This window comes from Bradyrhizobium sp. B025, from assembly GCF_042257955.1.
Classification (GTDB): Bacteria; Pseudomonadota; Alphaproteobacteria; order Rhizobiales; family Xanthobacteraceae; genus Bradyrhizobium; species Bradyrhizobium diazoefficiens.
Genome location: NZ_CP170150.1, coordinates 2,684,794 through 2,705,411 on the forward strand (window position 1 = coordinate 2,684,794; position 20,618 = coordinate 2,705,411).

Below are 20,618 nucleotides of genomic sequence, written 5' to 3' on the forward strand. Positions count from 1 at the left end.
CGGCTAGCCGCCGCGATCGGGATCATCGTCGGCATTGCCTGCGCCGGTCCTCCGCGCTTTCGCAGCAAGCTGCTCCCTGAGCTGCGCCAGCGCGTCGGCAGACCAATCACGGACATCGGTGACCGCCACCCAGGCATCGACGTAGTGCTCGGGCGCGTAGACATGGCCGAAGCCCATCGGCGTATTGGTCGCGACCGCCATGTCGAGCGCGAGCTGCAGCATCGTCACGATCGGATACCATCGCAGCTCGGGCGACACGTCGGGTCCGCGCGGTGCGCTCATCCAGGCTGGAGCCTGATAGGCGTCGCGGTAGGCGAAGAAGGTGATCGCGTCGCTGGCATATTGCAGATAGACGACGCGCATCGGACCCCAGGGCGCATCTGCTGGCACCGTAGGTCCGTTCTGGTTCATGAAGCGGACGAAGCGGCTGTCGCGGAACTCAGGTAGCCAGGCCGGCGTACCCGGATTGCGGTTCGTGGTGACCGAGCGCCAGATGCGGCTCTCGAACGGCGCCCCGCTCCACAGCGCGCCGGCAATGGGATCGCCGATCGTCTCGAACAGTTCCGCGGATTTTTCCGAGTTCATGGCGCCGAGGCTGAGCCCGTGCAGATACAGTCTTGGCCGCTTGTCCTTCGGCAAGCCCGTCCAGTAGCCGTAGATCTCCGCGAACAGGGCGCGCGCCGCCTCCGCGCCGTACTCGGGCTGAAACATCAATGACAGCGGGCTGTTGAGATAGGAATATTGCATCGCGACGCTCGCGACGTCGCCATGATGGAGATATTCGACCGTGTCCATCGCGGACGGATCGATCCAGCCGGTGCCGGTCGGTGTAATGACGATCAGAATCTTTCGCTCGAAGCCGTGTTGGCGCTTGAGCTCCTCGAGCGCAAGCTTGGCGCGCGCCTGCGCCGTGTCGCGGCTAGCGAGGCCCACATAGACGCGCACGGGGTCATGCGCGGGCCCTCCCGTAACGGCGCTGATCTCCGCTGCGGTCGGACCCGAGGCAATGAATCTGCGCCCCATGCGCCCGAGCTCCGTCCACTTCACCAGCGACGCAGAACTTCCTGTTTGATCCGGGGCGGCCGGTTGCGGCCGCTCGGGCTCTTGCAAGGCGTCGAGCTCGCGGAAGGAGGAGTCGAGCGCGTTGAACGCCGTGCGGATCAGGACATTGCTGGCGATCGACCAGAACAGCAGGCCTGCGACCAGCACGCCGAGGACGTTGGCGACCTTCCGCGGAATCACGAGCCTCGCGCGCGTAGCGAGGAAGCGGACGACAACCGCGAACAGCCGCCCCAGCACCAGCAGCACTGCGAACGTGATCAGGGCGATGACGCAGACCTTGAGCGGATGGGCGGTCTCCACCGGCGCCATCTTCATCACAGTGCGGATCGAGTTCTGCCATTCGGCGGCGCGCCACAGGAAGATGATGACGATGAGCAGGCAGATTGCTGCGGCCAGCGCATTCGCGATCGATCGCGCCCGCGCCGAAGGCTCGGGCAGTTCGAGATAATGCCACAGCCGGCGCCACAGGATTCCGGCGAAATAGCCGATCGCAAAGCAGCCACCGGCGAGGGCACCTTGCGTGAGATAGCTGCGCGGGATCAGCGTCGGCGTCAGCGCGGCCGCGAAGAACAGCGCGCCCAGCATGAGGCCGATACCTGATAGCGAGAGGAGTTGTCGCCGAATGAACCACGCGAGACTCTTCAAGACATCCTCCGGGGTGATGCTATTTCTTGTTGTTCTCCGCAAAGCTGCTCTTGCGCGGCAGCAGGATCGTGAATTCCGTGAACTTGCCGGGCTCTGTCGTGACGTCGATCGTGCCGCCGTGCTGCTTCACGATGATGTCGTGGCTCATCGACAGCCCGAGACCGGTACCTTCGCCGGCAGGCTTGGTCGTGAAGAACGGATTGAACATCTTCTCCTTCACCTCGTCCGCGATGCCGGTGCCGTTGTCGCGGATGCGGATCTCGATGCTATCGCCGCGATCGCGCGTCGTGGCGATCACCACCGGCTCGTAACCGGCGGCGCCGCTGCCCATCTGGCGCTTGGTCACCGCATAGAAGCCGTTCGAGATCAGGTTCAAAAGCACCCGGGAAATCTCCTGCGGAAACACCTCTGCCGAACCTGCCGCCGGGTCGAGCTCGCTCTTCAGCGTCACGTCGAAGAGCGGCTTCTCGGCACGCGCGCCGTGATAGGCGAGGTTGAGGCTCTCCTCGACCAGCGCGTTGATGTCGCTCAGCCGATGCTCGCCGCCGCCCTCGCGCGAATGCAGCAGCATGTTCTTGACGATGGAATCGGCGCGCCTTCCGTGCTGCACGATCTTCTGCAGGTTGCCCTTGAGCATTCCGGACAGTTCGTCGACCTCCTCGCGGGTCGTGTCGGTGAGCTTTGTGTCCGCAAGCGACCGGTTCAGCTCGTCCATCAGTTCCGCGGAAACTGCCGCGAAATTGTTGACGAAGTTCAGCGGGTTCTTGATCTCGTGCGCGATGCCGGCCGTGAGCTGGCCCAGCGAAGCAAGCTTCTCGGTCTGCACCAGGCGATCCTGCGCGGCGCGCAGGTCGTCGAGCGATTTTGCAAGCTCCCGGGTGCGGGCCTGCACTTGCTCGAACAACCGCACATTGCCGATCGCGATCACGGCCTGGTCGGCAAAGGTCTGCAGCAGAGCGACTTGCTTGTCGGTGAACGGATGCACCTCGTTGCGGCGGAGCACGATCGCGCCGATGCTCTCGTTCTCCTGCAACAGAGGCACGCTCAGAATGCTGCGGTGGCCCATGCGCAGCGCGTGTGCGCGTCCTTCCGGGAACTCATCGCTCTCGCTGAGATCGGCGACATGCACGGGGAGCCGGTCGACGAAGGCACGGCCCGCGGTCCAGTTGCGATTGATCGGCCATTTCTCGAGGTTGATCGGAATCGGCCCATGGTGGGCGCTGAAGCGCAAGCTGTCGCCGTCCTTCCGCGCTACGGCGGCGTCATAGGCATCGCAGAGCTCGCAGGCGCTCTCGACGATCGCTTTCAGAGCCGGTCCGACATCGGTCGGCGAGGACGCGATCACCTTCAGGATGTTGGCGCTGCCGGTCTGGTGTCTCAGCGCCTCGGTCAATTCCTCGGTGCTCTCGCGCAATTCGCGGAGCAACCGGGTATTCTCGATGGCGATCACGGCCTGCGCTGCGAACTGCTGGAGCAGCCTGATCTGCTTGTCGGTGAATCGGCGCTGCTCCTGCCTGAAGATCATCACATTGCCGACGACGCGGTCGTCCTTGATCAGAGGCACGGTCAGCAGGCAGCGCGGCGCCGCCGAGATCGACCAATGCCCGGCGATTGGCGTCGCCGCTTCGATAGGCCGCCGTATCGTCGAGATTGTCGATCTCGACATACGGCTCGCCCAGCAGCAGGCGAGCCGGCGCCGTGCCCGGGCCGTATTCGAGCGGCTGCATGCGCCGGTATTCGTCGTAGGCGGGCGGCAAGCCGTAGGTCGCAGCGCTGTGGAACGACTTGCCGTCAAAAGTGTTGAGCACGCCGAAATTGGCGCCGCAAAGCTGCATCGCCTTGGCGAGCATCGCATCGAAGACCGGAACGAGGTCACCGCCCGAGCTGGAGATGACGCTCAGGACTTCGGCCGTCGCTGTCTGTTGCTCGAGCGCTTCGGTGAGCTCATTCGTGCGCTGCTGCACCTCGTTGAACAGCCGCGCGTTCTCGATCGCGATCACGGCCTGGTCGGCGAAGGTCTGGAGCAGCCTGACATGGTGCTCGCCGAACGCGCCGGTCTCCCGGCGCGTGGCGATGATGACGCCGATCGCCTCGCCCTCGCTCATCAGGGGTGCGAACAGCATGCTGCGGTAGCCGCGGGCGCGCGCGATGTCGCGTGCGGCCGGCTCGAGCTCGGTGTCGGGCAATTGCGCCGCCGCACCATTGGCCACAAGCGGGTAGGGCGGAAACCGTGCGAACGGCACCGGGAACGAGGATTGGAGCACGAGATCGCCGGCCGGATCGGTCGGCGTGAACGCCGCAAGGTGCGCGGCGCCGTCGAGATAGCGCAGCACCGCCGTGGAGAAGCCGCCGATCAGCCGGTTGGCGTTGGCGGCGATGGCGTCGAACACCGGCTGCACGTCCGAGGGCGAGCCGGCCATCACCTTCAAGATGTCGGCGGTCGCGGTCTGGCGCTCCAGCGTTTCCTTCGTCTCGTTGAACAGCCGCGCATTCTCGATCGCGATCACGGCCTGGTCGGCGAAGGTCTGGAGTAGCTGTACGAGATCGGGCGCGAACGCGCCGGGCTCGGCGCGTGTGACACTGATCATGCCGACCGCCGCGCCCCGGTTCATCAGCGGCATGAAGAGGACGCTGCGGAAGCCGCGCAGCCGCGCCAGATTGCGGTTCAGCTCCGGGACGTGCTCGGCCTCGCTGTCGGGAAACTGGATCGTCTCGCCGCCGCGAACGAGGGCAAAGGTCGGAAAATCCTCGATCCGGCGCGGGAACGATGCCTTCAGCCCTTCGTCCGCGTCCGGGCTGGTCGGCGTGAACGCCACGAGGTGCAGCTCGTCGCCGATGAACTGAAGCACGGTGGCGGAGAAGCCGCCGAGCAGGCGCTTCGAGCTGGACGCGATCGCGGCGAACACCGGCCGGGCATCCGAGGGAGATGCCGCAATGGTGCGCAGAATCTCGGCACTGGCGTTTTGCCGATCGTGCAGGCGCGCATTCTCGGCTGCGGCCGACTGCAGTTGCCGTTTGAGCTCGTCGATCCCGGCGACATCGTTGGAAGGGGTGGTCATTCGCAATCCGGCCTGGTGCCGCGACGGGCGCCGCACCGGGCCGGATTATCACATCTCCTGCGGCCGGAGCCAGCGCCCGCGGCCCTGCCGCTCAGACCGGGCTGCCTCACGTGCCCGGCCGCGACACCTCGGTCTCCTTGCTGGTGATGAACTCCAGCAGCACCGGCACGCCTTCCTTCGTCTTCTGGATGCCGCGCTTGATCGCCGGGATGATGTCCTCCGGTCTGGTCACGCGTTCGCCATACCCGCCGAAGGCGCGTGCCATCGCGGCATAGTCGCCGGAAATGTCGGTCGAGCGATATTTCTCGGTCGAGACCGGCATCACCTTCAGCTCGATCGCCATGGAGAAATTGTTGAGCAGGATCGACATGATCGGGATGCGCTCGCGCACCGCCGTCTCGAAATCCATGCCGGTGAAACCGATCGCCGCATCACCCCAGACATTGATGCAGAGCTTGTCGGGCTTTGCGAGCTTGGCGCCCATCGCGAGGCCAAGGCCGTAGCCGAGCTGCGTCGTCTTGCCCCAGCCGAGATAGGAGAGGGGTTCCACGGCCTTCCAGAACGGCGACAGCTGGTCGCGCGGGCTGCCGGCATCGTGCGTGATGATGGTGTTGCTGATGTCGACGGTGTGCTGGAGGTCCCACAGCACGCGATAGGGGCTCAGCGGCGCGTCGTTGCTGGTGAGTTTCGGCATCCACTTTGCCAACCACTCCTTGTGAGAGGCGGCGATCTCCGCCGCGACGGCCGAGGCATCGCGATCCTTCGTGACGGTCTTGCCGATCTCCTCCAGCAGCGCATCGAGCACGAGGCCGGCATCGCCGACGAGGCCGATCCTGGCTTCCACGTCCTTGTTGAGATGGTTCGGATCGAGCGTGGAATGGATGATGGTCTTGCCCTTCGGCATCGCGACGCCAAAACTGGTCTCGGTGAAGGAGCAGCCGATGCCGAAGATGACGTCGGCCTCGCTGAGGAACTTCGGAACCGCGCGCGGCACCGCGAGGCCGCCGGAGCCGAGCGAGAGCGGATGCGTCTCCGGAAACGACGACTTGCCCCCTAAGCTGGTGGTGACGGGAATGGCGAGCCGCTCGGCGAGCCGTTTCAGTTGCGGCCACGCCTGCGCATAGTGCACGCCCTGGCCGGCATAGATCACCGGCCGTTTGGCGTTGACGAGCAGGGCGGCCGCTTCCTTCACATGCACGGGATCGGCGCCGTAGCGGGTGCGCAGCACCGGCGTGTAGTTCAGCGGCTCCGGGACCTCCTCGTTCCACATGTCGGAGGGGATTTCGACGATGACGGGCCCGCCGCGGCCGTTCTTGAGCTTCGTGAAGGCGCGGCGGAAGATGTTGGCGACTTCCGCCGCGAGGATGATCGGCTCCGAGGACTTCGCGAACGGCTTCATCGCCTCGCTGGAATTGAAGTTCGGCTCGACGTGCGCCAGCCGGCGCGGATAGCCCATCGGCAGCACCAGCACGGGCACGGATTCGCCAAAGCACTGCGCGACTCCGCCCATTGCATTTTCCGCGCCCGGCCCATGCTGCATGCAGAACGCGCCGATCGTGCGTCCCGACGTCACCCGCGAGATCGCGTCCGCCATGTGGATGCCGACGCGCTCCTGCCGCACCATCACGGGACGGATCTCGGCCTTCGCCGCATGCTCGATCAGATGGTTGACCGGATAGCCGCAGAGGATCTCGATGCCCTCGCGCCTCATGATTTCCGCAATGGCGGTGCCGAGCTTCATGGCGTCTCTCTCCCTGGCGAGGCCGGTTGCTCCGGCCGATTGAGGGAGAGAGGATCAGGAATTTGGGGAAGGGTAAAGCGCGGGGGTGCGAAGGAGGCGGTAGGTCAGGTATGCAGCGCCGGCGTCCAGCCGCACGGACCCGCAAGGCCATTGCATCAGCGCTTCGGTGCCGCGGCCTCCTACTTGCAGCTTTTGCAGATCGTCAGCTTACGTTTTAACGCCTCATCTTCTTGATCGATCGATTGCTGCGCCGTATCCGGATTGGGCTTGGAACCCTTTGCCGCGCGCGACGTCGTGGCTCGCGTCGTTTGCTCCGGAGTGTCGTTGTCGTCGACGGCGCTAAAGCCGTCATAGTCGGCGGCAGGATTCGGCGGTTGTGGGACGCCGCCAGTCGCTGGTGTCGACGATACCCTGTCGGACGCTGCCGGGGAATTCTTGGCGCTCGCCCGCGGCGGCGATTCCTTGGGTGGAGCAAGCGAAACCGGCGGCGCGACCGAAGTCTGGCCTCTCGCGCTGTCGTACGACCATGCGCCGACAAGCATGAGGCCGAGAGCCAAGAGCGTCACGCTTCTCATTCGCATCCTCTCGGCAGCTCTGGTTCAACGATCGATGGCATGGCCCGCCGAGCCACGACGGCGTGCAGAGTATCAGGACTCACATGGCCGTCAAAGCGCCGTAGCCCAGATGGTGAGCGGCCCAATCCGGGACACGACCGCATCGATTCGCGGGCCCGCGATTGCCTTCCGCGCCATCCGGGCTGCGCCCGACAGGCAAAACACACGATCGCCGGGCGACCGCGATCGTCGGCCTCAGATCAGCGTGCCGGCGTGGAAGCTCGCATGGGCGAGCAACGACTGGATCACGACGTTGTCGCCGGGCCCTCCGTCCAGCACGTCGACGCCGCCGCCGCCGATCAGCACGTCGTCGCCGAGCCCGCCAAGCAGCGTATCGTTGCCGGCGCTGCCGAGGAGCAGGTCGTCGCCGGCGCCGCCGTCGAAAACGAGGTGCGGCCCGCCGGGGCCGACGCCCGACGCCTCGATCACGTCGTCGCCGCCGAGGCCATTGATGGTGATGGTGTCGTTGAAGTCGAAGTTCTCGATCACGATCTGGCTTGCGAGACCGTCAATCACCAGCGCGCCATTGCTGTTGAGCGAAAGCGAGATGACGTCGTCCCCGCCCGTGCCGTTGATCACGATCTTGTCGGCCGCGCCGTCGCCGCCAGGGGTGCCGGGAACGCCGCCCAGATCGATCTTGACCTCCGTCACGTCGGTGCCGCTCATGTCGCCGACATTGATCGTGTCGGCGCCGCCGCGGGCATTGAACGCGATCGTCTCGACGCCGTGCGTGTCCATCGTGATCGAGGCGACGTCCCGCGTCAGCTCGGCACGCCCTCCATTCGCGAAGATGTTGATGGTTTCGGCGATGTTGGCGCCGTTGAACAGCAGCGTGTCGGTGCCGCCCTGGCCCTCGATCGTGTCGTTGTCGTCGCCTGGATTCCAGACGAAGGTGTCGTTGCCCGCACCCATCAGCGCGACGTCGTTTCCGTCGCCGCCATTGATCAAGTCGTCGCCCTGACTGCCACGGATGGTGTCGTTGCCAAGTCCGCCGTTGATCGTGAGTTGCAGCACGCCGGCCGCAAGCCCGCTCGCATCGATCACGTCGTCGCCGCCGAGGCCATTGAGTGTCAGTTGATCGGTTGCGTCCATGGAGGCCAGGTTGGTGGCCGCGTGGAGGCCGAAGACCGTCACGCCGCCGGCATTGCCTGCGACGCCGAATGTGTCGGCACCCTGGGTCGCATCGACCGTGACGGTGTCGATGGCGCCGTCCGGCGTTCCGGCCGAACCGCCGAGGTCGATGTTCACCCGCGTCACATCCGTCCCGGTCAGGTCGCCCACCACGACATGGTCGGCGCCGCCCAGCGCGTGGATATCGACGTGCTCGACCCCGTGCAGGTCCATCGTGATGTTGCCGACGTCGCGCGTGAGCAGGGCGTGATCGCCGTTCGCCGTTATGATGAGGTTCTCGGCGACGTTGGCACCGGAGAACTGCAGCGTGTCGACACCGGCGCCGCCTTCGATGGTGTCGCTGCCATCGCCCGGATTCCACTGGAACACGTCGCGGCCGGCGCCGAGCTGCACGAGGTCGTCGCCGCGGCCGCCGACGACGGAATCATTGCCGTCGCCGCCGATCAGCGTGTCGTTGCCGGCGCTGCCAACGATCGTATCGTTGCCGGCGCCGCCGTCGATCGTCAGGTGCACGACCCCCGCGGCAAGCGTCGCCGCCGAGATCGTGTCGTTGCCGCCGAGGCCGTCGATGACGAGCGCGTCGTTTGCGCCTTCCGCGTTGGTAATGGCGAGAGCGGCGGGCAATCCTGTGACCGAAATTGACGTGCCCGAGCCGGACACCTGGATCGTATCGGCTGCGCTCGTGCCGTCGAGCGTCACCGTATCGGCCGCGCCGTCCCCGGTCCCGGTCGATCCGAGATCGACATTGACCTGTTTGACATCGGTTCCCGCGAGATTGTTGACAACGATGTTGTCGCTGCCGCCGCGCGCATTGATCGTGATGGTCTCGATGCCGTTCAGGTCCATCGTGATGTTGCCGACATCGCGGGTCAGCAGCGTGCGTCCGTCATTTCCAGCGGAAACAACGATGTTCTCGCCGATGTTCGAACCATTGAACAGCAGGGTGTCGGCTCCGGCCTGTCCTTCGACCTTGTCGCTGCCGTCGCCCGGGTCCCACTGGAAGGTATCGTCGCCGGCGCCGAGCATGGCGGTGTCGTTGCCCTGGTTGCCGTCGATGAAATCGTTGCCGTCGCCGCCCAGCAGGTAGTCGGCACCGTTGCCGCCGAGGATCGTGTCATTGCCGGCGCCGCCGTCGATCGTCAGATTGATGAGCGCGGCGAGATTGCCGCTGGCGGTGATGACATCGTCGCCGCCATTGGCATGGACTACGAGGTTTTCTGTGGTGCCGATGTCCAGCGAGAACGGCGCGGGGTCGACGCGGTCGAAGCGCACGCGCGTGCCGTTGGCCGTGATGGCGAAGGTCTCGCTGCCGTTGCCGCCGTTCACCTCGGCGGTGTCGATGCCTTCGCCGCCTTCCATCAGGTCGCTGTCGTCGCCGGGATTCCAGATCATGCGGTCGTTGCCGGCCTCACCGAACATCTGGTCGTTGCCGTCGCCGCCGATCAGCACATCATTGCCGGCGCCGCCGAACAACAGATCGTTGCCGCCTTTGCCGAGCAGCGTGTCGTTGCCGGACTGCCCGAACAGCATGTCGCCGCCGGACCCGCCGGTCAGCGTATCGTTGCCGGCGCCACCGAACAGATTCGCCGCAGGCATCGCGCCGTTGCTCTCGTCGATCGTGATGGTGTCGTTGCCGTCTTGGCCGAAGGCCTGTATCAACTTGGTGTTGGCGACCGTCGCGGGTCCGCCTTTGATCGCGACCGCGCCGCCGTTGACAACGATCGTTCCGGCCGCATTGCGGCCCAACGCGATTGTGTTGTTCTGGCCGTTGCCAAAGGTGGTGAGAATTCCGGCGGAAAAGTTTGCTGTGACAGCCATGTGCGCTTCTCGCTCGCGTCATCGTCGGAACGGACCGTATGGCAGGATCATGACGCGTTTCGCGATGCCACCGGGGTGAACGGACGACGGCTGTAGGCCGAGATGCAAGTTCCAGCTTGGTGGAATCCTTCAGGAGGGCTTTTGTTTGTCTTGAGAACAGCTTGATTTTCCGGAGAGCCGCCGCATTACCGGCTGATGGATCTTCGCGGCCGGTAGGATGCGTCCGCCCAGCGTCAAGAACATGGTTCACAAACCGTAACCTGCCCGCCCTGCGCTGGACCAGGCGCGGTGAGCACCAAAGAAGAATTTAACGCTTGGGCCTTAAGTTGCGCTCGCCATGAGTGAGCAGGTCGTGCACAGCGAGGTTCAACCGTTTTCGGCGCGTGCGGCGCTCCCCTGGCTGGTGAGCCTTGGCGTCTATGCCACGGTGCTGATCCTCGGACAGCGGCTGCTCAATGATCCCGACAGCTATTCTCACATCGAGGTCGGGCGCTGGATCATGGCGCATGGCGCCCTGCCGGCGAGCGACCCTTTCTCCTTTTCGATGCACGGCGCGCCCTGGATCACCTTCGAATGGCTCTCGGAGATGGTCTACGCCGGAGTCTACGCGCTGTCCGGCTGGCCGGGCGTCGTCGTCGTCGCCGCCGCGGCGATAGCGCTCGCCTTTGGCCTGCTGACGTTCTTCCTGCTGCGCGAGCTCTCGCCAACCCTGACGCTGCTCATGGTGATCGCGGCCGTCATCCTGTCGGCGCCGCATATGCTGGCGCGGCCACACGTCCTCGTGCTGCCGGTGATGGTGACTTGGGCGGCTGCCCTGGTGCGCTGTATGGATCGTGGGGGGCCTCCGCCCTACTGGGCCCTGCCGCTGCTGGTCCTGTGGGCCAATCTGCACGGCAGCGTGGTGCTGGCGCTTGGGCTGATCGGCCCGGCGGTGCTCGAGGCGCTGCTGCGCGAGGGGCGAAGCGGATGGTCGCACGTGCTGTTGCGATGGCTGCCATTCGCGGCGCTCGCGCTCGCTGCGTCCTGCCTGACGCCCTACGGGCCGGAACCGCTGCTGATGCCGCTGACGACACTCGGCCTCGGCCCCGCGCTCGCCTGGATCTCGGAATGGCGGCCGCAGGATTTCAGCCGCATCGGCGGCTTCGAACTGCTGCTGCTGGCCGGCATCTTTGCGCTCTCGCGCGGCGTGACGCTGCCGCTCGTGCGGGCCCTGGTGGTGATCGGCCTGCTCCATTTCGCTTTGGCCCAGATACGCAATGCGGATCTGCTGGCCATGCTGGCGCCGCTTTACCTCGCGGCTCCGCTGGGTCGGAAGTTCGGCGGACCGACCGGCGACGATGCGGCCGGCTCGTCGCGCGGTTTGACTCTGGCCGCGTTCGCCGGGTTGATCGCGGTGAGCGCGGCGGCCCTGGCGCGTGACATCCGGCCGGCTCCGATCATCACCCCTCAGGCTGCCATCGCTCAGGCCGACCTCGCCAGGGCGGGGCCCGTGCTCAACGATTATTCCTTCGGCGGCTATTTGATCTTCGCCGGCATTCCCACCTTTATCGATGGTCGCGGCGAACTGTACGGGGGACCGTTCATCGACCGCTACAACCGCGCCGTAGCGCTGGTCGACCTCGGAGATTTTCTCAAGTTGCTCGATGAATACAAGATCGGCGCCACGCTGCTCGCACCGCGGACGCCGGCGGTCGCGATGCTCGACCGGCTGCCCCAGTGGCAGCGCGTCTACAGCGACGATGTGGCGGTCGTGCACAAGCGGCGAGATGCGCCGCAGAGATAAGTCAAGCGGTTCCGAAGGCCGCGTATTGGCCTCCGAGCGACACGCCACTCAGGGCACCTTCCAGGCGCCGCGCCGGTTTGGTGTCCCAGGGGAGCAGCAGGAAATGGCGCGAGCCGATCTCGCGTAGACCGTCCGCAGCCATCAACTTTCGGGTCGTGCCGGCGCTGAGCAAGACAGCGTCCCGGTCGAACTCGCAGCGCGCAACGGCAAGGCGTGTCAGCGGGTTGTACGGATTGTGCTCGATCACGCAGACGAGCCCGCCGGGGCGCGTCACTCGCCGCATCTCGGCGATGAACTGCGCCCATTCGGCCGGTACGACATGGTGCATCACGCAGACGGCCGTGACCAGATCGAAGCTGGTGTCGTCGAAAGGAAAGCTGCGGCCGTCGAATTCACGGTAGTCGACCCCGCGGTTGTCGGCGCGAGCCTGCGCCAGGCTGGCCGAAGACACGTCGATACCGCTCAAGCGGCCGACCATGCCGTGCAGCAGGGGATGAAGGCTGCCGACGCCGCAGCCGACGTCCAGCATTTCGGGCCGCTCTGCGTCGAGCCGCTCCGCGATCAGATCGCGCAGGAGATCGGCCTTGGCGCGCATGAAGAAATGATGCGGCAAGCCCGAAAAGTCGATCGATGATTGGACCACGTCACGGTAGTTGTCGTGATAGCCGTCGAAGAGCTCGGTCATGCGCCGGGTCACTCGTTGACGGCGTGGATCGCGGGTGCCGCGGCCGGCGCCTCGCTGCGATCGAAGCCGGCGCGCGTCTGCACCACGTAGAGCGGGCGGCGTTTCACCTCGGCATGGATGCGGCCGACATAAAGCCCCACGATGCCCGTCATCAGCATGTTGATTCCGCACAGCAGGGACACGACGACGATCGTCGAGGACCAGCCGGTCACGAGATGACTATCCTTGCTGAGCCACAACAGGATCACCCAGCCGCCGTAGAGGAGTGCGAGTCCGGAGACCGTCAATCCGCACCAGATGGCAAGCCGCAAGGGCAGATCCGAAAAGCCAAGCGCGGCGTTCATCGCGAGCCGCACCATCTTGAACAGCGGGTATTTGGTTTCGCCCGCCGCGCGCTCGAGACGATGGAAGGTGACCTCGGCCTGCCGGAAGCCGAGCCAGGCGATCATGCCGCGGACGAAGCGGTCCTGCTCCGGCATCTGCCGAAGTGCGTCGAGCACCTTGCGGTCGATCAGGCGGAAGTCGCCGACATCGGCGGGGATGCCGACAGAGGACATCCTGCCGAGAAGCCGGTAGAAGAGATGTGCGGTCGCACGCTTGAATCGGCTTTCGCCGTCGCGCGACAGGCGGCGGGCGTGGACGATGTCGTTGCCTTCCTTCCATTTTGCGATCAATTGCTCGATCACTTCGGGAGGATCCTGCAAATCGGCATCCATGACGATGATCGCTTCACCTTGCGCGGCGTCCATGCCGGCGGTGATGGCGACCTGATGACCGAAATTTCGCGACAAGCCGATATAGCGGAAGCGCGGGTCGCGCGTGGCGAGCGCCCGTAGCACGATAGAGCTGGAATCGCTGCTGCCGTCGTCGACAAAGATCGCTTCTGCGGGCCCGTCGAGCCGGGACAAGACCAGGTCGAGCCGGCGCAGCAGGATCGGCAGCACGGCTTCCTCGTTGAACACGGGGATGACGAGGCTGTAGCGGATCGATTTGAAACTGGCCGCCATGCGAGAGGGTCCAACTCGGTTGCAGGGGCGGAAGCCTAATCCGTGGGTGGTTAAGGTGGCCTTGCCGCAACTGTTAAGGATCTAGGGCTCCCGGGCGATGCGGACGCCCGCGGGCGGCTGGGGGGCCGGCGGGAGCCGGTGGTGATGTCCCGTTAACCACACCGTGCAGCGGCGGCGTCGCGCTACGACCTGCGGCGGATCTTGTAGAGGACAAATCGTTCCGAAGCGTCCAGCTCGTCCAGCAGATCCGGCAGCGGGTTGGGGGCGTGCGGTCCAAGCAAATAGAGATAGTCGAAATCCTGGTACCAGGTCCGGACGAACGGCGGAGCGTCCGCCGGCGGCCGGCCTGTCGCAATTGCCGCTAGCAGGCCTGACGGCACCGGCCCTCCGTAGGGAATGGCAAGACGGCGCACGGCCTCGCGTGCCCGCACCGGCTGCTTGCCCGCTTCCGTGAATAAATTGGGCACGAAGGCGTTGGCATAGTGCACGGCCAGCGTCGGCGCATAGAACATTGGATAGGACGTGAGGTCGGCGAAGGGCGGGTCTCCAACGTCGCCCGTGCTGCCGACGAGGACGCGTGAGCCGCGATCGATCTTGTGGAACGACGCGACGATAGCAGCATAGTCGGCGCGGTAAGGTAGCCACACCGCGAGGACCACGGCGAGATTGATCAGGGTAATTCCGCTGATCACAGCGAGCGCAGCCATTCCCCAGGCACGGCTGGGCAGCGACAGCGAGCAGAAGGCCGGCAGGATCAGGGCCGCGGCGGGAATCACGCGGAGGTCCACAAACGAGGTTCCGAACAGCTTCGAGGGAATGACCAGGTACAAGACCGCAAAGCCGATCGCGAGCCAGATTCCGGCCGGCTCGAGCTTGAGAACGCCGCGTCTTGCGGCGAAAAGCAGCGAGATCATCAGCGCCAGTCCGGTCATTGCCGATACCGTCAAGCTGTAGCCGCTCATGATGCGTAGCGGCCAGATCGGCTTGAATCCGAGGAACCAGCTCGTGCCTTCGCTTCCGATCGAGCCTGCAGTCATATGCATGATCCCGAACAGGACGAGCGCCGGTATGGCCAGCGCACCAAGCCGCGCGGCCGCGGCCCGGTACGATATTCCCTGGTGGCGGATGCGCCAGAGCTCGAAAAGGCCCAGCGTCGCGCCGTAGATGCCGAGGGAGAAGAAATGCGCCGCATACAGCGCAGCGACGAAGATCGCGTTGACGGCGAAGCGCGCTGGCCATGGGCCTTCTGCCAGCATCAGATAGACGGCGATGCCGCAGAGGGCGAGGCCCAGTCCGAACTCGAAATTGATGAAGCCCCAGCTGAACGGCAGACAGTAGAGGAAAGCGAGCGCCGCAAAGCCGGCGAGATGAACACGTCCCTTGCGGGCCCATTCGAGCAGAAGCGCGCCCCCTACGATCAACAATTGGCTGAGGAGCAGGAACAGCCGTGTGGCGCTCTCGACGCTCATCAGCCGCGCCATCCGCGGGACCAGCAGGTCCATTCCAAGGTTGGGATAGAACGCCCAGGCCACCTCGTAATGCGGATTGGCGTTGGGAGTGCCGCTCTGGCTCAAAATGTACATGCGGGCGAGGTGATTGGGATAATCGACCATCGCGGGAATAGGGGTCAGCAGCACCGGAAGAAACGAGACGGCGGCGAGCATTGCAAGAACGGTGATCGTTACCGATCGGTCCGAGCCAAGACGAGCCCGGATCGTCAAGGTCGGCCTGTCGGAAGAAGCCATGTGATCGGGCCGCCGGAGTTCGAGCCTACGTTCTGCAAAGGTGCAATTGCACGACACAACGCCATAACGCGAACATCGTAAAGATCAAACGTCACGCGGCAGTAGGGTGCCGTTGCCGTCGGCACAGCACTAATGAAAAGGAAATTCCGCCGTGTTCGTGTTGTTGCGTTAACGCAGGCTCAATTTTGCCTCGCTAGCGTGGCGACAGGGCCGTGGTGACCAGGCCGGCGATCGGATGCCCCCATGCCAGACAGGCTGAGTCTGCCAGATATCCACCTTGTCCAATTGGAGCGTGCCGATCGTGTCGTCTGGATCGCGATCGGGGCCTCGGCCGGCGCTGTGTTGATCGCGTCGACGCTTGGGCCGTTTCAGATGGAATGGCTTTCATTCTGGAAACCCGCCCTCGTTGCCGGCCTGCTCGTATTGATGAGCTGGTTCTATGCGACCATCAGAAGGGACGCGGCTCTCGCCGACGCGCTGGTCAGCGCCGCCCAGGTCGTCGCATTTGCGGCGGTGGGAGCTCCGCTGTCATACGTCGCGGCAAGCGCGGCATTTCCGCTATGGGACAGCGAGTTCGCCGTACTGGACCAGCGGCTTGGCTTTGACTGGATGGCGTGGCTTGCGGCGATGAATGCTGCGCCGCTTCTGCATAGGATCCTGGCGGGTGCGTATGCGAGCTTTGCCGTGCAAACGACGGCCGTCGTCCTCGTATTGGCCGCGGCGGGCCATGCCCTGCGATTGCGCATCTTCATGCTGAGCTTCGTTCTGACGACGCTTCTGACCATCGGCGTTTCCGCTTTTATGCCGGCGCAGGGTGTTTGGGGGCATCTGCATCTGACGGCAGTCGATTCTCCCGCCATCGTGCCGATGACGCGAGATCTGCCGCTTCCCGTATTCTTTGGGTTGCGGGACGGGACCTTCCGCCATCTGGTCGCGGAAGGCGCCGAAGGGATCATCAGCTTTCCGAGCTTGCACGCCGCGCTTGGACTTCTCTTCCTGTTGGCGCTTTGGCCGGTCAGATATGTGGGTTGGATCGCCGTGCTGCTCAATGTTGCGATGATTGCGGCCACGCCGGTGGACGGAAGCCATTACTTTTCCGATGTGGCCGCGGGTCTGGCGATCGCACTCCTGAGCTGGGTCACGATGCAACGTGCCCTCACCGCGAGCGGACGAATGGAAACGGCTCGCGCGTTGTATTCGCGCGCGTTTTAGCCCCTTTCCGACAAGGGCGACATTCCGCGTCGCTCTACTCATTCTCCTGCAGCGCGCGCCGCAGCCTGCGGATGATGACGCCGCGGGCGCGGTCGTCGGCGGCGGCTGCGACCTTGTCGCTGATGTCGAGCATCAGCTCCGACATTTCGTTGTGCCAGTCGAGATGCGTGACGGCCTCGGGCGCCAGCCGGCGGCGATGGTCGACGTCGAGCACGCGCGGCTCGGGCGCCTCGAGCTCGTAGATGTCGTCGAGCACCGGCTGATAGATCTTTGCGGCCGGGACAATGCGTTCGCCCAGCCGTTCGGCAAGCCCGGCGATTGCATCCTGCTCGCCGTGGGTGAGGAACAGGCCACGGGCGATCGGGCGGCGCGCCGCGATCCAGCCGGCGATGCCGGCGGCGTCGGCATGTCCGGAATATTCGTCGATCATCCGGATGCGCGCAGCGACCCTGATCTCGTCGCCCTGGATCCGCACGGCCTGGGCGCCGTCCTGGAGGAAGCGGCCGAGCGTGCCGTGCGCCTGGAAGCCGGAGAGGAGCACAGTCGCGCGCTCGTTCCACAGCCAGCGCTTGAGGTGATGGCGGATGCGGCCCGCGTCGCACATTCCGCTGGCGGCGATGATGATGTGAAAGCCGGTCAGGCGCATGATCGCCTTGCTCTCGGCAACCGTCTCGGTGAATTTGAGATGCGGCGAGTTGAGCAGGCGGTCGACGTCGACGCCGGGATCGAGGCTCGCGGCATGCTCGCGGAAGACTTCGGTGGCATGGATCGCCAGCGGGGAATCCAGAAAGATCGGCGCTGCCGGAACTTCGCCGCGCTCCATCAGGTGGACGATGTCGACGATCAGCTCCTGGGTCCGCTCGACCGCGAAGGCGGGGATGAGCAGGGCGCCCTTGGCCGCGGCGGCATCGCGGATCTCGCTTGCGAGATGCTGCCGGCGCTGCTCGGGCGTCGTGACGGGGCGCACGCGGTCGCCATAGGTGGATTCGCAGATAACGTAGTCGAGGTCCACCGGCGCCTCGGGATCGGGCTGGAGCAGTTTAGCTTCCGGCCCGACGTCGCCCGAGAGCAGGACACGCAACGGGCGTTCCCGGCCATCCTGGCCGAATTCCAGCTCGATCGAGGCGGAGCCGAGCAGGTGGCCGGCGTTCCAGTAGCGCGCGCGAACGCCGGGGATCACGTCGGTCCAGCGCTCATAGTCGACCGGGCGGAACGATTGCAGCGACGCGGTTGCGTCGGCCTGCGTGTAGATCGGTACGACCTCCTTCCGCCGGCGCGCCGCGTTGCGCCGGTTGAGCTGTGTGACTTCGGACTCCTGGATGCTGCCGGCGTCCGGCAGCATCCAGGAGCAGAGGTCGATGGTGCCGCGCGTCGCCAGGATCGGTCCGTCAAAACCCTCGCGCACGAGTTTCGGCAGCAGCCCGCTGTGGTCGATATGGGCGTGCGTGAGCAGCACCGCCTGGATGTCGGCGGGGCGGAAGGGAAAGGCGCCGTAATTGAGTGCCTTGAGCGTCTTCTGTCCCTGGAACAGGCCGCAGTCGACCAGGAAGCGCCCGGTCGCGGTCTGGAACAGGTAGCTCGAGCCGGTCACGGTGCGGGCGGCGCCGCAGAATCGAACAATCACGCTCATGTCGTTGTCTCCGGCGGAAGTATCGTGTTGAGCTCGCGCTTGAGAGCCGCGGCCAGAATTTCGTCGAGCGCGATCGCGTTGGTCGGATGTGGCACGCTGTCGCTCGAGCGAATGGAGCGGATGCCTGCGTCGGCGAATGCGGCGCTCATCGCGGGTGGAAACAGCGCGTGCGTCACGATCGAATCGACGGCGCTTGCGCCCATCGCTCGCAGTGTTTTCGCCGCGATCATCAGCGTCGTCCCGGAGGAGACGATGTCGTCGACCATCAACGCCGGCCGTCCCGCGAGCAGGGCGGCGTCGGCAAAATCGATCTCAACGGAGCGATCGCCGCGCCGGAGCTTTCGCGCGACCGTGTGCTGCAAGTCCAGCCGTCCCGCGAGGTCTCTCACCCAGGGCTCGGATTCGGCGTCGGGGCCGATCACGACGGTCGTGGGATCGATGCCGGCCGCGACAAGCGCGTTCGCAATCGCGGGCATCGCGGACAGGTTCTCGGCCTCGATGCCGGGAAACACGGCGGCGATGTCGGGGGTGCGGTGCAGGTGCGCATCCACGGTGACGACGCGGTCGACGATCGTCGCAAGCAGAGTGCCCATGGCGCGCTGGCTGATGGCCTCGCCCGCATGAAACGCAATGTCCTGCCGCATGTAGCACAGATAGGGCGCGACCAGGACCAGCCGCTTTGCGCCGCCGCGACGCAGCGCCTCTGCGGCGAACAGCAGGGCGATCAGCTTGTCGTTGGGTTGATCGAGCGCGGCATAGAGGATGGTGGTGTCGGCTGCGGGCGCGACCGTGACGCGCAGCTCGCCGTCCGGGAAGCGGTGCAGGGTCATCTCGTCGCAGGCAAGCCCAAGCCGCGCCGCGAGACGCTTCGCCGCCTCGGTGCCGAACGGCAGGGTCTGGAACGCGATCATGCTCACGACGCCGTCTTGCCCGGGAGCGCGTCGTGACCATCGACGGCGTAGCCGTTCCCTGCTGCTGCGGCGGAGGCTGCGAGATCATGCTCCGGCTGATCGAAGGCGTAGACGCGGTAGAGCGGCTCGCCCTGCTCGACGTGGTCGCCGATCTTCTTGAACAGGCGGATGCCGGCGCCCTTGTCGAGCGGCGCGCCGGCGGTGCGGGCGAGCCGGTTCAACCGCAGACAGTCGATCGCGGACACCGTGCCGTCATGCGCCGCCTTGACGTCGAAGCTGAGCGATCCCAGGTCGGTGCTGCATGTCGACGGGCCCTGGGCGTCGATGATCTTCTGCATCTGCTTCAGCGCCGCGCCGCTGTCGAGCAATTCGCGCGCCCGTGCGTAGCCGGCGCCGCCGCGCAGCTTCGGATCGTATTCCAAGAGATGGGCGGCGAGCCGCAGTGATTTCTCGCGCAGGTCGCGCGGGGCATCCTTATCGTTACCGAGCACCGCCATCACGTCGTTGGCCTCGAGCACCGGCCCGATGCCGTTGCCGATCGGCTGGCGGCCGTCGGTCGTGATCACTTCGACCGTGCGGCCGAACCGGTCGCCGACGAATTCGAACAGCTTTCGCAGCCGCATCGCCTCAACGGCGCCGGTGACCTTCGCGGTCGGCCCGACCGGAATGTCGATCAGCAGATGCGTCGAGCCCGCCGCGATCTTCTTGGACATGATGGAGGCGACCATCTGCTCGCGGGTATCGAGGCTCAGCGGTCGCTCGACCGAGATCAGGACGTCGTCGGCCGGCGACAGGTTCACGTGGCCGCCCCAGATCAGGCAGCCGTTACAGGACGAGACGATCGCCTTCATCTCCTCGACACCGACATTCACCCGCGCCAGAACCTCCATCGTGTCGGCGGTGCCGGCGGGCGAGGTGATGGCGCGCGAGGAGGTCTTGGGGATCGGCAGGCCGTGCGCGGCGACGATCGGCACCACCACCATCGAGGTGCGATTGCCGGGAATGCCGCCGATGCAGTGCTTGTCGACGACCACAGGGTCCGGCCACACCAGTTGGGTGCCGGCCTGGGCCATCGCCCCGGTGAGGGCCAGGAGCTCGTCGCTGGTGATGAAGCTCGCCGAACCGATCAGGAAGGCGGCGATCTCCATGTCGGAGTAGCGATAATGCGCGAGGTCGTTGATGATCGCGCCGATCTCCGCCTGGCTCAAGGTTCGCCCGCGGATCTTCGCACGCACCGCTTCAAGGCTCTCCGGTGGCGTGGCGGGCGTCACCGCGACCAGCGTGCCGACCGGTTCGGCGAAACGGCGGAATGCGGGCTCGGAGAGGCCGATCTCGTCCTGGGCGGCCAAAGTGTCGTCGTCAGTGATCAGCAGCGTCGCCAGCAGCACCTTGCCGTTGAGACGGAGCTCGACGCGGCTGAAGCCGCGAAAGATCTCTGCGCGCAGCGCCTTCGATTGCCTGGAGATGACGACGACGTTCTCGCGGCCGGTATCGAGGCGAACGCGGCGGATCTTCAGTTGGGAGTGGGGGAGGTCTGGGTGCATGGACGGGCCGGCAGAGAGGAAGCTCAGCCTC

13 protein-coding genes and 2 pseudogenes are annotated in these 20,618 nt (G+C 65.5%); 2 read left to right on the forward strand and 13 right to left on the reverse strand.

Annotation, left to right across the window (positions count from 1 at the left end):
- Positions 1–3 precede the first annotated feature (3 nt).
- From ACE10W_RS12350 to ACE10W_RS12380, 7 genes and pseudogenes are all read right to left on the reverse strand, one after another.
- A complete protein-coding gene (locus tag ACE10W_RS12350) occupies positions 4–1,647 on the reverse strand; it encodes an alpha/beta-hydrolase family protein (RefSeq protein ID WP_304553739.1) in 1,644 nt (547 codons plus the stop codon).
- A 79-nt stretch (positions 1,648–1,726) separates the two neighbouring features.
- Positions 1,727–3,100 carry a sensor histidine kinase gene (locus tag ACE10W_RS12355; protein WP_375762759.1) on the reverse strand — a complete coding sequence of 458 codons (1,374 nt, stop codon included), beginning with the start codon at positions 3,098–3,100 and terminating at the stop codon, positions 1,727–1,729.
- A gap of 99 nt (positions 3,101–3,199) precedes the next feature.
- Positions 3,200–3,562: pseudogene (locus ACE10W_RS12360) on the reverse strand (hypothetical protein); the annotation flags it as partial.
- Positions 3,563–3,749: 187 nt separating this feature from the next.
- Positions 3,750–4,766 (reverse strand): annotated as a pseudogene (locus ACE10W_RS12365) (GAF domain-containing protein); the annotation flags it as partial.
- 106 nt (positions 4,767–4,872) lie between these two features.
- A complete protein-coding gene (locus tag ACE10W_RS12370) occupies positions 4,873–6,507 on the reverse strand; it encodes a thiamine pyrophosphate-requiring protein (RefSeq protein ID WP_304551801.1) in 1,635 nt (544 codons plus the stop codon).
- A gap of 179 nt (positions 6,508–6,686) precedes the next feature.
- Positions 6,687–7,082 carry a hypothetical protein gene (locus tag ACE10W_RS12375; protein WP_304551802.1) on the reverse strand — a complete coding sequence of 132 codons (396 nt, stop codon included), beginning with the start codon at positions 7,080–7,082 and terminating at the stop codon, positions 6,687–6,689.
- A gap of 234 nt (positions 7,083–7,316) precedes the next feature.
- A complete protein-coding gene (locus tag ACE10W_RS12380; protein WP_304551803.1) occupies positions 7,317–10,070 on the reverse strand; it encodes a calcium-binding protein in 2,754 nt (917 codons plus the stop codon).
- Between the two features lie 337 nt (positions 10,071–10,407).
- On the opposite strand from ACE10W_RS12380, the gene ACE10W_RS12385 reads away from it, so the two are divergent.
- Positions 10,408–11,853 (forward strand): hypothetical protein, encoded by a 1,446-nt coding sequence (locus tag ACE10W_RS12385; RefSeq protein WP_161535748.1) that lies wholly within the window; start codon positions 10,408–10,410, stop codon positions 11,851–11,853.
- 1 nt (position 11,854) lies between these two features.
- Here the strand turns inward: ACE10W_RS12385 and ACE10W_RS12390 are convergent, their stop codons facing one another.
- The 3 genes from ACE10W_RS12390 to ACE10W_RS12400 form a co-directional block, all read right to left on the reverse strand.
- The gene (locus ACE10W_RS12390; RefSeq protein WP_304551807.1) at positions 11,855–12,538 is read right to left on the reverse strand and encodes a class I SAM-dependent methyltransferase; all 684 of its coding nucleotides are present in this window, start codon (positions 12,536–12,538) and stop codon (positions 11,855–11,857) included.
- Between the two features lie 8 nt (positions 12,539–12,546).
- Positions 12,547–13,545 (reverse strand): glycosyltransferase family 2 protein, encoded by a 999-nt coding sequence (locus ACE10W_RS12395; RefSeq protein ID WP_028172246.1) that lies wholly within the window; start codon positions 13,543–13,545, stop codon positions 12,547–12,549.
- Positions 13,546–13,727: 182 nt separating this feature from the next.
- Positions 13,728–15,290 (reverse strand): hypothetical protein, encoded by a 1,563-nt coding sequence (locus ACE10W_RS12400; RefSeq protein ID WP_370204062.1) that lies wholly within the window; start codon positions 15,288–15,290, stop codon positions 13,728–13,730.
- A 243-nt stretch (positions 15,291–15,533) separates the two neighbouring features.
- Here ACE10W_RS12400 and ACE10W_RS12405 point away from each other — a divergent pair, with 243 nt between their 5' ends.
- Complete coding sequence (locus ACE10W_RS12405) at positions 15,534–16,502, forward strand: phosphatase PAP2 family protein (RefSeq protein ID WP_304551810.1); 969 nt, start codon at positions 15,534–15,536, stop codon at positions 16,500–16,502.
- A 34-nt stretch (positions 16,503–16,536) separates the two neighbouring features.
- Here ACE10W_RS12405 and ACE10W_RS12410 read toward each other — a convergent pair whose 3' ends face one another.
- Genes ACE10W_RS12410 through ACE10W_RS12420 form a run of 3 tightly spaced genes read right to left on the reverse strand, consistent with a single transcriptional unit; the run spans position 16,537 to position 20,587 of the window.
- Complete coding sequence (locus ACE10W_RS12410; RefSeq protein ID WP_304551811.1) at positions 16,537–18,132, reverse strand: MBL fold metallo-hydrolase; 1,596 nt, start codon at positions 18,130–18,132, stop codon at positions 16,537–16,539.
- Positions 18,129–19,049: a ribose-phosphate pyrophosphokinase gene (locus ACE10W_RS12415; RefSeq protein WP_304551812.1), complete on the reverse strand. Its 921-nt coding sequence runs from the start codon at positions 19,047–19,049 to the stop codon at positions 18,129–18,131. The genes ACE10W_RS12410 and ACE10W_RS12415 overlap by 4 nt, the downstream gene beginning before the upstream one ends.
- Positions 19,046–20,587, reverse strand: a complete 1,542-nt coding sequence (locus ACE10W_RS12420; RefSeq protein ID WP_304551813.1) for a thymidine phosphorylase family protein — start codon at positions 20,585–20,587, stop codon at positions 19,046–19,048. Before ACE10W_RS12420 ends, ACE10W_RS12415 begins: the two co-directional genes overlap by 4 nt.
- Between the last annotated feature and the right edge of the window lie 31 nt (positions 20,588–20,618).

Excerpts from the sequence above, each read along its gene's own strand:
- ACE10W_RS12350 (WP_304553739.1), bottom strand. The coding sequence starts at position 1,647 with ATGCTGGGCGCGCTGTTCTTCGCGGCCGCGCTGACGCCGACGCTGATC.
- ACE10W_RS12370 (WP_304551801.1), bottom strand. The coding sequence starts at position 6,507 with ATGAAGCTCGGCACCGCCATTGCGGAAATCATGAGGCGCGAGGGCATC.
- ACE10W_RS12375 (WP_304551802.1), bottom strand. The coding sequence starts at position 7,082 with ATGAGAAGCGTGACGCTCTTGGCTCTCGGCCTCATGCTTGTCGGCGCA.
- ACE10W_RS12380 (WP_304551803.1), bottom strand. The coding sequence starts at position 10,070 with ATGGCTGTCACAGCAAACTTTTCCGCCGGAATTCTCACCACCTTTGGC.
- ACE10W_RS12385 (WP_161535748.1), top strand. The coding sequence starts at position 10,408 with ATGAGTGAGCAGGTCGTGCACAGCGAGGTTCAACCGTTTTCGGCGCGT.
- ACE10W_RS12390 (WP_304551807.1), bottom strand. The coding sequence starts at position 12,538 with ATGACCGAGCTCTTCGACGGCTATCACGACAACTACCGTGACGTGGTC.
- ACE10W_RS12395 (WP_028172246.1), bottom strand. The coding sequence starts at position 13,545 with ATGGCGGCCAGTTTCAAATCGATCCGCTACAGCCTCGTCATCCCCGTG.
- ACE10W_RS12400 (WP_370204062.1), bottom strand. The coding sequence starts at position 15,290 with ATGGCTTCTTCCGACAGGCCGACCTTGACGATCCGGGCTCGTCTTGGC.
- ACE10W_RS12405 (WP_304551810.1), top strand. The coding sequence starts at position 15,534 with ATGCCAGACAGGCTGAGTCTGCCAGATATCCACCTTGTCCAATTGGAG.
- ACE10W_RS12410 (WP_304551811.1), bottom strand. The coding sequence starts at position 18,132 with ATGAGCGTGATTGTTCGATTCTGCGGCGCCGCCCGCACCGTGACCGGC.
- ACE10W_RS12420 (WP_304551813.1), bottom strand. The coding sequence starts at position 20,587 with ATGCACCCAGACCTCCCCCACTCCCAACTGAAGATCCGCCGCGTTCGC.